The organism is Pseudomonas sp. MWU347, from assembly GCF_017947305.1.
GTDB lineage: Bacteria > Pseudomonadota > Gammaproteobacteria > Pseudomonadales > Pseudomonadaceae > Aquipseudomonas > Aquipseudomonas putida_A.
In genome coordinates this window covers 255676-267598 of record NZ_JAFGZB010000011.1, presented here as the reverse complement: position 1 = coordinate 267598, position 11923 = coordinate 255676, and the positions used below count along the sequence as shown (strand labels likewise).

Annotated in this window: 13 protein-coding genes; 1 reads left to right on the top strand and 12 read right to left on the bottom strand. The window is 59.9% G+C overall.

The annotated features are described in order from the left end of the window. Window positions 1–83: 83 nt before the first annotated feature. From KCG87_RS23280 to xerD, 7 genes are all read right to left on the bottom strand, one after another. Complete coding sequence (locus KCG87_RS23280; RefSeq protein ID WP_041063178.1) at window positions 84–365, bottom strand: DUF3509 domain-containing protein; 282 nt, start codon at window positions 363–365, stop codon at window positions 84–86. A 162-nt stretch (window positions 366–527) separates the two neighbouring features. Then, window positions 528–935: a DNA-binding protein gene (locus tag KCG87_RS23275; RefSeq protein ID WP_204894964.1), complete on the bottom strand. Its 408-nt coding sequence runs from the start codon at window positions 933–935 to the stop codon at window positions 528–530. Between the two features lie 116 nt (window positions 936–1051). Then, entirely contained in the window at window positions 1052–2416 is a 1365-nt protein-coding gene (locus KCG87_RS23270; RefSeq protein ID WP_210558951.1) for a transporter substrate-binding domain-containing protein, read from the bottom strand. Between the two features lie 119 nt (window positions 2417–2535). Continuing rightward, window positions 2536–3945, bottom strand: coding sequence for a threonine synthase (thrC, locus tag KCG87_RS23265; protein WP_027610971.1), 1410 nt, complete (start codon window positions 3943–3945; stop codon window positions 2536–2538). 66 nt (window positions 3946–4011) lie between these two features. Further along, window positions 4012–5316 (bottom strand): homoserine dehydrogenase, encoded by a 1305-nt coding sequence (locus KCG87_RS23260; RefSeq protein WP_007908972.1) that lies wholly within the window; start codon window positions 5314–5316, stop codon window positions 4012–4014. Between the two features lie 131 nt (window positions 5317–5447). Then, a complete protein-coding gene (dsbC, locus tag KCG87_RS23255) occupies window positions 5448–6179 on the bottom strand; it encodes a bifunctional protein-disulfide isomerase/oxidoreductase DsbC (RefSeq protein WP_007967782.1) in 732 nt (243 codons plus the stop codon). Window positions 6180–6491: 312 nt separating this feature from the next. Further along, window positions 6492–7388, bottom strand: a complete 897-nt coding sequence (gene xerD, locus KCG87_RS23250) for a site-specific tyrosine recombinase XerD (RefSeq protein WP_007967784.1) — start codon at window positions 7386–7388, stop codon at window positions 6492–6494. A 108-nt stretch (window positions 7389–7496) separates the two neighbouring features. Here xerD and KCG87_RS23245 point away from each other — a divergent pair, with 108 nt between their 5' ends. After that, complete coding sequence (locus KCG87_RS23245) at window positions 7497–9305, top strand: sodium:proton antiporter (RefSeq protein WP_098967382.1); 1809 nt, start codon at window positions 7497–7499, stop codon at window positions 9303–9305. A gap of 118 nt (window positions 9306–9423) precedes the next feature. On the opposite strand, the gene KCG87_RS23240 is transcribed toward KCG87_RS23245, so the two are convergent. The 5 genes from KCG87_RS23240 to rpsP all read right to left on the bottom strand — a co-directional run bounded on the left by KCG87_RS23240 (window position 9424) and on the right by rpsP (window position 11874). Further along, window positions 9424–9837 carry an acyl-CoA thioesterase gene (locus tag KCG87_RS23240; protein ID WP_098967381.1) on the bottom strand — a complete coding sequence of 138 codons (414 nt, stop codon included), beginning with the start codon at window positions 9835–9837 and terminating at the stop codon, window positions 9424–9426. 91 nt (window positions 9838–9928) lie between these two features. Further along, a complete protein-coding gene (gene rplS, locus KCG87_RS23235; RefSeq protein WP_003175895.1) occupies window positions 9929–10279 on the bottom strand; it encodes a 50S ribosomal protein L19 in 351 nt (116 codons plus the stop codon). A 45-nt stretch (window positions 10280–10324) separates the two neighbouring features. Then, complete coding sequence (gene trmD, locus KCG87_RS23230) at window positions 10325–11077, bottom strand: tRNA (guanosine(37)-N1)-methyltransferase TrmD (protein ID WP_003221981.1); 753 nt, start codon at window positions 11075–11077, stop codon at window positions 10325–10327. Between the two features lie 3 nt (window positions 11078–11080). Beyond that, the gene (gene rimM, locus KCG87_RS23225) at window positions 11081–11617 is read right to left on the bottom strand and encodes a ribosome maturation factor RimM (protein WP_003221979.1); all 537 of its coding nucleotides are present in this window, start codon (window positions 11615–11617) and stop codon (window positions 11081–11083) included. Window positions 11618–11622: 5 nt separating this feature from the next. After that, a complete protein-coding gene (gene rpsP, locus KCG87_RS23220) occupies window positions 11623–11874 on the bottom strand; it encodes a 30S ribosomal protein S16 (RefSeq protein WP_003185073.1) in 252 nt (83 codons plus the stop codon). Window positions 11875–11923: the final 49 nt, after the last annotated feature.

The following is an 11923-nucleotide window of genomic DNA, read 5'->3' as shown; positions in this document are numbered from 1 at the left end:
ACCGGAGCACAATGCTTGATCCTGCTGTTATGGGGTCTGACTGACGGGGATGCAGGAAGGTTCCCACAAAAAATATTTCATCTTTACAGGGCCGCACGCTTATCCAGCGCCGCATTGCGCAAGGCCGCGATCACACAGGGCTCCAGCCGCCCTTCGGCGATCAGGACGTCACGGTGCAAACCGTCAACCACATCTGTCAGAAGGCGTTTGTCGGTCAACTGCGCCTGATTGAATTCGCGCTCCACCACGAGGGCGCCGTTGCTGTTCTTCAGCGTCACCAGGCATTCGCCATGGGCGCCACACGGAGTCAACGTCACCTGATACGGGCTCAGAGCCTCACCGAGCAATAGACTGATACTTTCCATCTCGATCTCCACTCAATAGTCCGAAAACATTGTGCCTGGGGCGTGTTCACAATAAATGACCACCGGCCCGAGAAGAAAGTTCTGAATACCGCGCTGCTCCCGGAGCAGTTAGCGGTCTGTCAGAGCATGCACGGTGAAGATGACAGAAACATAACCGTCGGCTCAAGCCCCCGCCGGATGGGCTGCCGCTTGCAGGTAGCTGTCCAGCAGCCCGCGCATCAGCACGGCCGAAACCGGCGTTTGCAGGCGCCCCAGCAGCATCACCTCGTGTGTTTGCAGCAGGCTTTCGAGATCGCTCAGCAAGCCCGGCGCTACACGCCCCAGTAGAATGAGCGCATTGGCCTCCCCTTCGGCCGCCAGATGGTGGATCAGCGCCAGGCCTTCCCCGCCTTTCAACTGCGGATCGCAGATCGCAATGTCGACCCGGGTGCGACGCTCCAGCGAGCAACGTGCCGAGGCCAGCGATGGCGCCGTGAGTACGTCATAGATACCGAACGCATTGAGCATCTGGTGCAACGCCATCATTCGATAAGGATCGGGTTCGAGAATCAGTACTTTGAGCGAGCGCATGGACGACCTCTGAAACGGCAATCGCGGACTCGTCCGCAGTTGCTGCCCACTTTAGGGCAGCCTCCTTCAGTCCCCCATCGGAAAAGGAAGCGCGTGATATAGGAAATTTCCCTATATCAATGCGGATGTCCCGTCGTTGCCGCATCACGCCGGGTGATGTCCGTCCACCCGCCGAGCAAGCCTCGCAACTCCCCACTGGCGCAGTAAAACGGCACCGTCCATTGATAGATGTCGCGATTACCCTGCTTGAATTGCAGGCGACGTCTGCTGAAGCGGGTTCGGCGGGTTCTCAGCTGAATCATGAACTCCTCATGCAGCATGCCGGCGGTGGCACGCGGCAGGGCATCGACGTCGATCAAGCGACACCCCTGCACCTGCTCAAAGCGGATCGACAACGCCTCTTCGTAGCTTTTGTTACAGAGGATCAGACGCCCTTCCAGGTCGCGAACGAACACCGGGTAAGGCATGGCGTCTATCAGCGCGCGCTGGAAGACCAATTGATCACCGAGTTGGCTTTGTACGTCTCGATGCTGTTTGATCAGCGCCGCCATTCGCCGATGCCATAACAGCGACAACCCACAAAAAGCCCCCACCACACACACACCCCAGTAGCCCAAACGCGACCAGTGTTGCCAGCCCGCAGCAGCTGGTTTCGGCCCGATGCCGCCCAGCCAGTTCAGGCGAATGGCCCGCAGTTCGGAAGCCGGGAACGCTTCAAGCGCCTTGTTCAGGATGCTCAGCAATTGCGGCTGACCCTTGCGCACGGCCAGAAGATCTGCCTCCCATTTTCCCTCCAGCAATTCGCCAACCTTCAGCAATCCCGAGGGATAGAGCTGCGCACCGATTTCGTTTTCGATGGTGGCATAGGCCTCACCGCTTTCGACCAGCGCCCGTGCCTCGGCATAGGTTTTCACCGAACGTAATTCGATGGACGGATAATCGCGTCGGATCACCCCCTCCAGCGCATGCCGACCCGGCAACACCAGCACCCGTTTGGCCAACTGCTCCAGCGATTGCACTCCAGGCTCGCTGGCGCGGCCGACAAATACCCAGCCGGCACCGCCAAAGGCATGACTGAAATCCAGGCTCAACCGGCGCTCATCATTCATCGCCAGGGTCGTGCTCATGTCTGCGGCACCGGTTTCCAGGCGTTCGAGCATCTGCGCGGTGGAAAACGACTCCCGGTAAACGAATTGCAACCCGGTCATGGCGCTGATGCGTTTGAGCACATCATTGTTCAAGCCGCTCCAATGACCATGCTCATCCAGAAACAGGTACAACGGGTACTGCTCCGCCGCCACGATCACCGTCGGGTTATCGCGAACCCATTGCCGCTCGGCTTCACTCAGCACAACGGTGCCGATGTTCAACTGCTCTTCATCATGCGCCAGATGCGCCGCAACGCCCACGCGCCAGCCAACCAACAGGCACAACAGAAAAACCCGCTTCAGGGCGTGTTTCCATCCTCTTTCAAACAGCATTGCCACTTCCTTCGTGATCGACTCACCCGTCCTTCATGGGCGAAAACCCGAGCAGTGTGGCAGCAGAAACAAAAAAGCCCGTCAGGAGACGGGCTTCAAAATGTGACAGCTTTTTCGGCTTACAGCGGCTTGCCGCGGTTGCCGTGCTGGCTGACAAAGGCCTGTACGGCTTTCAGCTCGTTTGGCAGAACGGTGCAGCGCTCGTTTCGCTCAAACAAATCAGAAAGATGTGCAGGCAGTTCGAGAGCTTTTCCTACACCCGCTTTCTCCACGGCATCCGGGAATTTCACCGGATGTGCGGTACCCAGGATCACCATCGGGATGTCCAGGCTGCGGCGGCATTCGCGCGCGGCCTTGACGCCGATGGCGGTGTGCGGGTCCAGCACTTCGCCGCATTGCGCGTAGACTTCGGCGATGGTTTCGCAGGTTTGCGCGTCATCCACGGCCAGCGAGTCGAACAGCTTGCGGGCTTCGGTCCAGCGCTCTTGCTCGACGCTGAAACCACCGCCCTGCTTGAACGAATCCATCAGCCCGGCAATCGCCGCGCCGTTACGACCGTGCAGGTCGAACAGCAGGCGTTCGAAGTTCGACGAAACCATGATGTCCATCGACGGCGACAGCGTGGCGTGCAGGGTTTCCTTGACGTACTGGTTGCCGCTCATGAAGCGGTGCAGGATGTCGTTGCGGTTGGTCGCGACGATCAACTGGTTGATCGGCAGGCCCATGTTGCGCGCCAGGTAACCGGCGAAGATGTCGCCGAAGTTGCCGGTCGGCACCGAGAACGCCACCGAACGCGCCGGGCCGCCCAACTGCAGGGCTGCGTGGAAGTAGTAGACGATCTGGGCCATGATCCGCGCCCAGTTGATCGAGTTCACCGCCACCAGACGCGTGCCCTTGAGGAAGCTCTGGTCGGCGAAGCTGTTCTTGACCATTTCCTGGCAGTCATCGAAGTTGCCTTCGATGGCGATGTTGTGGATGTTCTCGCCGACAATCGTCGTCATCTGCCGACGCTGCACTTCGGACACGCGGTTGTGCGGGTGCAGGATGAAGATGTCGACGTTTTCGCAGTGCTTGCAGCCTTCGATGGCGGCCGAACCGGTGTCACCCGAGGTGGCACCGACGATGACCACGCGCTCGCCGCGCTTTTCCAGCACGTAATCGAGCAGACGACCGAGCAGTTGCAGGGCGAAGTCCTTGAACGCCAGGGTCGGGCCGTGGAACAGCTCGAGCACCCACTCGTTGCCGTTGAGCTGACGCAGCGGCGCAACGGCGCTGTGCGAGAACACACCGTAGGTTTCTTCGAGGATCTTTTTGAAATCGGCGTCAGGAATGCTGCCGGTGACAAACGGGCGCATCACGCGGAAGGCCAGCTCGTGATACGGCAGGCCGGCCCAGGAAGCGATTTCTTCCTGGGTGAAACGTGGCAGGTTTTCCGGGACGTACAGACCGCCGTCAGTGGCCAGACCGGCCAGCAGGACGTCTTCGAAATTCAGGGCCGGTGCCTGGCCGCGGGTACTGATGTAACGCATGACTGACTCCAATGGAGAGTGTGCACAACAGTGGCCCCTTTCACGGGGCCATTGCAGGACAACGACTTAGTTCAGGTGCTCGACGCGGATCCGTACAACCGGACCATTCACGCCGGCCAGGGCTTCGAGGGCAGCGATCGCATCGTTGATACGCTGCTCGACCACGCGGTGGGTCAGCAGGATCATCGGTACCAGACCGTCGTGTTCCTCGACTTCCTTCTGCATGATCGACTCGATGTTGATGCCGCGCTCCGAGAGGATGCTCGCCACCTGAGCCAGTACGCCCGGATGGTCCTTGGCCTGGATGCGCAGGTAGTAGGCGCTTTCGCAGGCTTCGATCGGCAGGATCGGGTGCGCCGACAGCGAGTCCGGCTGGAAGGCCAGGTGCGGCACGCGGTTTTCCGGATCGGACGTCATGGCGCGAACCACGTCCACCAGGTCGGCGATCACCGACGAAGCGGTCGGCTCCATGCCGGCACCGGCGCCGTAGAACAGCGTCGAACCGGCAGCGTCACCGTTGACCATCACGGCGTTCATCACGCCGTTGACGTTGGCGATCAGACGATCGGCCGGGATCAGCGTCGGGTGTACGCGCAGCTCGATACCGGCAGCGGTGCTGCGCGCCACACCGAGGTGCTTGATGCGGTAGCCCAGCGCTTCGGCGTAGTTCACGTCAGCGGTGGTCAGCTTGGTGATGCCTTCGGTGTAGGCCTTGTCGAATTGCAGCGGAATGCCGAACGCGATGGAAGCCAGAATCGTCAGTTTGTGCGCGGCGTCGATGCCTTCGACGTCGAAGGTCGGATCGGCTTCGGCGTAGCCCAGCGCTTGCGCTTCGGCCAGCACGTCTTCGAAGGTGCGACCCTTCTCGCGCATTTCGGTGAGGATGAAGTTACCGGTGCCGTTGATGATCCCGGCGACCCAGTTGATGCGGTTGGCGGACAGGCCTTCACGGATCGCCTTGATCACCGGAATGCCACCGGCCACGGCCGCTTCGAACGCCACGATCACGCCTTTCTCGCGTGCCTTGGCGAAAATCTCATTACCGTGAACGGCGATCAGTGCCTTGTTCGCGGTGACCACATGCTTGCCATTCTCGATGGCCTTGAGTACCAGCTCGCGGGCAACGGTGTAGCCGCCCATCAGCTCTATGACGATGTCGATCTCAGGGTTCGTGGCCACTTCGAAGACATCGTTGGTAATCGCAATACCGGTCGTCTGGAACTGAGGCTTTGGCGTGCGCATGGCAATTTGTGCCACTTCGATCCCACGCCCGGCACGACGAGCAATTTCCTCGGCGTTGCGCTGAAGTACGTTGAAGGTACCGCCACCGACGGTCCCTAACCCACAGATGCCTACTTTGACCGGATTCACTGTGAACTCCCCATGAAACGGCCGACGCAAGGTCGGCCGGAAAACAACCGCGTGTTCGCGGCTCTCTATTAATGGCCCGGCGATGTTGCTGCCGGACCATGATCGTCAACGGCGGACCGTGACGATGCGAATTACTTGGCGCCCAGCGCCAGTTTGGCGACTTGTGGCGCCGGCTGGTAGCCCGGAATGACCTGTCCGTCGGCCAAAACGATAGCCGGTGTGCCGTTCACGCCAATCGACTGACCCAAAGCGAACTGTTTGGAAACCGGGTTCGCGCACTTGGCGGCCTTGATTTCCTTACCATCGACCATTTTGTCCATGGCGGCTTTCTTGTCGGTCGAGCACCACACGGCTTGCAACTGCTCGTCACCCGGCGAGCCGAGGCCCTGACGCGGGAACGCCACGTAGCGCACTTCGATGCCGCGCTTGTTCAGCTCAGGCACTTCGGCGTGCAGCTTGTGGCAGTACGGGCAGGTGGTGTCGGTGAACACGGTGATGTGCGATTTGGTCTCGCCCACGGCTGGGTAAACCACGGTTTCGGCCACTGGAATGGCATTGATCAGTTTGGAGATGCCCAGGCGTTCGGTCTTCTCGGTCAGGTTGACCGGTTTGCCGTCCTTGAGCTGGAACAGGTAGCCCTGAACGATGTATTGGCCGTCGGCGCTGGCGTACAGCACGCGGCTGCCCTTGAGCTTGACTTCATACATGCCCGGCAACGGGCTGGCGCTGATGCTTTCTACCGGAACCTCGAGTTCGAGTTTTTCCAGGCTTTGACGAATGGCTTTGTCGGCCGCGTCATCGGCGACGGCAAAGGTGCTGACCAACGCAATGGCTGCGGCGGCGAAAATCTGGGTCAGACGCATGAGAACTCCTGAAGGCGGACAAATGAAACGGTCAGAACGCCCGTGCCGGAACACCGGGTCATAACCGTCCATCGTGCAAACCGGCAAAGCCTACCACATAAGGCTCGCATGGCCGAATGCGCCTGACACAAGACACTCAAGGCTGACTGGCACACATTATTGTGGTGAGGGGATTTATCCCCGATGCAGGCGCTGCGGTCGTAAATGGATACTTTGGAATTTTATTGAACGCAAAGTTTTTGGGGCTGCTGCGCAGCCCGTCGGGGATGAATCCCCTCGCCACAGGTAATGACTCCAACATTGAAGGTTGCATCAGCCTCTTGGGTGGTGTTTGGCATGGAGGTCCTGCAAGCGCGCGCGGGCCACATGGGTGTAGATCTGCGTGGTCGACAGATCACTGTGCCCGAGCAACATCTGCACCACCCGCAGATCGGCGCCGTGGTTGAGCAGGTGCGTGGCGAAGGCGTGACGCAAGGTGTGCGGCGACAGCGATTTGCCGATCCCGGCGACCTTGGCCCAATGCTTGATCCGGTGCCAGAAGGTCTGACGGGTCATTTGCTCGCCGCGCTGGCTGGGGAACAGTACATCGCTGGGGCGCCCGCCGAGCAGCTCGCTGCGACCATCGCGCATATAGCGCTCGACCCAGACAATCGCCTCCTCGCCCATCGGCACCAGGCGCTCCTTGCTGCCCTTGCCCATCACCCGCAGCACGCCCTGACGCAGGTTGACCTGCTCCAGCGTCAGGCTGACCAGTTCGGTCACGCGCAGACCACAGGCGTACAGCACCTCAAGCATGGCGCGGTCACGCTGGCCGATGGCTTCGCTCAGATCCGGCGCCTTGAGCAGCGCTTCGACGTCGGCTTCCGACAATGATTTGGGTAAAGGCCGACCGAGTTGCGGCATGTCGACGCGCAAGGTCGGATCGACCGTAATCAGCTTTTCTCGCAGCAGATAGCGATAAAAACCACGCACACCGGAAAGAAATCTGGCGGTGGAACGCGGCTTGTAGTTCTGCTCCAGGCGCCAGGACAGGTGATCGAGGATCAACTCACGACCGGCATTGATCAGCTCGAGGTTTTTCTCTTGCAGCCAGCCGTTGAACAGCGCCAGATCGCTGCGGTAGGCGCCACGGGTGTTGTCGGACAGGCCTTTTTCCAGCCACAGGGCGTCGAGGAATTGGTCAATCAGTGGATGGTCGATGGCAGGCATGGGCGCTCAAGGCACACAACCTCCGGGGCTGTGCGCAAATGTAGAGTGAACTGTAGGAATGGCCGCTAGTCTTTCATAGCCCGCAATTTCAAGGAACAGGGAGCTTCAATGAACGAGCAGCAAATTCTCCTGGCATTTGGCGGGATCGGCGTCGCTGCGTTGGGTTGCCAGTGGCTGGCGTGGCGCCTGAAGCTGCCGGCGATTCTGTTTCTGTTGCTGACCGGGATTCTCGCCGGGCCGGTGCTGGGCTGGCTCGACCCGCAGGAAATGTTCGGCCCGTTGCTGATGCCGCTGGTGTCGCTGGCGGTAGCGTTGATCCTGTTTGAGGGCAGTCTGACCCTGCACCTGTCGGAATGGCGCGAGATCGGCAGCGTCGTGCATCGGCTGGTGACAATCGGCGCGTTCACGACCTGGGTGGTGATTGCCGTCGCCACCCATTTTTTGCTCGGCTTCGACTGGCTGCTGGCGATCCTGTTCGGCAGCCTGACGCTGGTGACCGGCCCGACGGTGATCGTGCCGATGCTGCGGGTGGTGCGGCCGAAAGCCTCGATCGCCAACATCCTGCGCTGGGAAGGCATCGTCATCGACCCGATCGGCGCCCTGCTCGCGGTGGTGGTCTACAGCTTCATCATCGCCCGCTCCGAGGGCAACGGCCTCGAACAGAGCCTGTTGACCTTCGGCGGCGTGATTGTCTGCGGCAGCGTATTCGGGGTGGTCGGCGGCTGGGTGCTGGGCACCATCATCCGGCGCCAGTGGTTGCCGGAATACCTGCATAACCTCGCCTCGCTGGCGGCGGTGTTGGGGATCTTCATTGCATCCAACCAGGTGATGCACGAGTCCGGCCTGCTCGCGGTGACGCTGATGGGCATGTGGCTGGCGAACATGAAGGGCGTGGATGTGCGGCACATCCTGCACTTCAAGGAAAACCTCAGCGTGCTGCTGATTTCCGGGTTGTTCATTCTGCTGGCGGCGCGGCTGGACCTGCATGCTTTGATCGGCCTCGGGCCGTTGGTGCTGATTCTGCTGCTGGTGATTCAACTGATCGCGCGCCCGCTGAACGTGCTGTTGAGCACTGCCGGCTCCAGCCTGAGCTGGCGTGAACGCGCCCTGCTGTGCTGGATCGCCCCGCGCGGGATCGTGGCGGCGGCGGTGTCGGCGATTTTCGCGATTCGTCTGGATCAAGCCGGGCACGAAGGTGCGCTGCTGCTGGTGCCGCTGACTTTCGCGGTGATCATCGGCACCGTGGTGCTGCAAAGCGCAACCGCTCGGCCACTTGCACGCTTGCTGAACGTCGCTGAACCGGCGCCGAGCGGCTTCCTGATCGTCGGCGCCAACGGCCCGGCGCGGTTGCTGGGCAAGTCATTGCAGCAACTGGGCAGCCGCGTACTGTTGACCGATTCGAGCTGGGAGAATATTCGTGCGGCGCGCATGGAGGGTTTGCCGACGTACTTTGGTAACCCGGCTTCGCAGCATGCCGATGCGCATCTGGATCTGGTCGGGCTGGGGCATCTGCTGGCGCTATCGCCGTCGGGCGAACTGAACACCCTGGCGGCGATGCGTTTTCGACACGACTTTGGTCATCAACGCCTGTTTGGTCTGGCCAGTGGTCAGGAAAGTCGTCGCAGTGACAAGCATCGGGCAAGCCTGGAACATCGCGGCAATCAGCTGGGGAGCGAGGCGCTGACCTACGCCAAGCTGGCCAGCCTGATCAGCAACGGCGCCGAGGTGTACAGCACGACGCTGACGGACGGTTTCGGTTGGGAGGATTACCAGGCATTGCATGGCAATCGGGCGACGCTGCTGTTCATGCGCGATGACAGTGGCTGGGTGCATGTGGTGACGCCGGAGACTGCTTTGAAACCGGGATCCGGGTGGACGTTGCTGGCGTTGATCCAGCCTGAGAGCAGCGGCGCCTGATCTGACGAATTCGCGAGCAAGCCCGCTCCCACAGTGTCCGTGTCGTACATAAACGTTGTAGACGACACAAAACCTGTGGGAGCGGGCTTGCTCGCGAAGGCCGCGACTCGGTTCCGGATCAGGCAGGAAATCCGGGCAGCACCGGCACCGGCCGCTTGTCATCGTCGATGGCCACAAAGCTGAATTGCCCATGGATCGCCTTCTCGCGGCCATCGCAACTCATGCTCTCAACAAATACTTCCACCTCGACCTTGAGGCTGGTGTTACCCACTTTGATCACCCTGCCCACCAGTTCGACGATGGAGCCGGCCGGGATCGCGTGATTGAAGTCGATGCGGTCGGTGGACACGGTCACCAGCGGCAAACGGCAGAAACGCGTAGCGGTGATGAACGACACTTCATCCATCCACGCCAGCGCGGTGCCGCCGAACAGGGTGTTGTGGTGGTTGGTGGTCGGCGGGAAGACGGCTTTGGTCACGCGGGTCACCGAGAGTTCGGTGCGGCGTTCGATTTCCTGGTCACGGGTGGTCATGGTTCTGGCCTGAAACAAAAATGCTGTGGATAAATTGCAGGCAACAAAAAAGCAGCCCGTAGGCTGCTTTTTTCTGCATCGGAAGCTGGACTTAAGCCAGTTTTTCCTTGATGCGAGCTGCTTTACCCGACAGGTCGCGCAGGTAGTACAGCTTGGCTTTACGTACGTCACCGCGACGTTTAACAGCCATGCTGTCGATCTGCGGGGAGTAGGTCTGGAAAGTACGTTCTACGCCAACACCGTTGGAGATTTTACGAACGGTGAACGCACTGTTCACGCCGCGGTTACGCTTGGCGATGACAACGCCTTCGAACGCTTGCAGACGGGAACGATCGCCTTCCTTCACTTTCACCTGAACGACAATGGTGTCGCCTGGGGCAAAGGTAGGGATTTCTTTGGTCATCTGCTCTGCTTCGAGTGCAAGGATGATTTTGTTGGTCATGCTGTGCTCCTAAGGTAAATCAACTGATCTACCATCGATACGTTGTTAACTATCGTCCCGCTCGCGGATGTATTCCTCGAGCAGCTTCTTCTCTTCTCCAGAAAGCGAGCGGCTTTCCAGAAGATCGGCGCGTCGTTCATAGGTCCTACCAAGGGACTGCTGTAAACGCCAACGCCGGATATGCGCGTGATTGCCACTTAGCAACACGTCGGGAACACGCTGATCCGCATACACCTCAGGTCGGGTGTAGTGCGGGCAATCCAGCAGACCATCCGTAAAGGAATCTTCCTCAGCGGAATCCGCATGCCCTAAAGCTCCGGGCAGCAGTCGTGTAACCGCATCGATCATGACCATGGCCGGCAGCTCGCCGCCAGACAGTACATAGTCACCAATCGACCACTCTTCATCGACATGAGCCTCAATAAAGCGCTCGTCAATGCCTTCATAGCGGCCGGCAATCAGGATCAATGCATCCGATTTTGCCAACTCGCGTACCGCCGACTGAGTCAGTTGACGGCCTTGGGGGGACAGGTAAATCACCTTCGCCGCCTCCCCGGCTGCTGCCTTGGCCTGAACCAGAGCATCTTCCAGGGGCTTGATCTTCATCACCATGCCCGGACCACCGCCAAACGGGCGATCGTCCACAGTGTGATGCCGATCCGTCGTGTAATCCCGCGGATTCCAACAGGTCAGCTGCAACAGCCCCTGTTTGACCGCACGACTGGTAATGCCGTACTCACTGATGGCCGAGAACATCTCGGGGAACAGCGTAATGACGTCTACGCGCAGGCTGGCCATTGCTTAGAAGTCCGCGTCCCATTCCACCCGCATCACGCCTGCATCCAGGTCGATTGCCAGCACGCATTGCTCCGTATAGGGCAACAACCGCTCGCGATCATCCAGGCTGCCCGCGCAGGGCTTGACCACCAATACATCGTTCGCGCCGGTCTCCAACAGGTGATCAACCTTGCCGAACAATTGCTCGTCCTGGTTGATGACGCTCAGACCCTGCAACTGGTACCAGTAGTACTCGTCGCCTGTCAGGTTGGGCAAAAGGCTTCGCGAGATGCAAATCTCATAACCGCTCAGAAGACGGGCTTCATCGCGATCGTCGAGGCCTTTGAGCTTGGCAACCAGATCCTTTTGAGTGGATCGGCCGCTGACCAGCTCGACCTGTTTCACCACGCCTTCGCGCCGAAGCGTCCAGTTGCGGTAGTCCAACAGGTTTTCAATCGGATCGGTAAAGGAAAAGACCTTCACCTCGCCGCGAACGCCGTGAACCGAAAAAATCTTGCCGACAACGATCAGGTCATCAGCTTTTTCTGGCGTCGCGCTCATACTGCTCAGGCTGCAGCCTTGGCAGATTCCTTCAGCAACTGAGCAACACGCTCAGATGGCTGTGCACCAACGCTCAGCCAGTAGGCTACGCGCTCTTGGTTCACGGACAGACGGATTTCCTGACCACGGGCAACAGGGTTGAAGAAGCCAACCTGTTCTTTGTGGGAGCCGTCACGCGGGTTACGCGAGTCGGTTACGGTCAGGTGGTAAAACGGGCGCTTTTTGGAGCCGCCAAGGGCAAGACGGATTGTTAGCATGTGAACATCGTTCCTGTAGTCGGTGCTGCAAATCTAAATGCACAGCGGG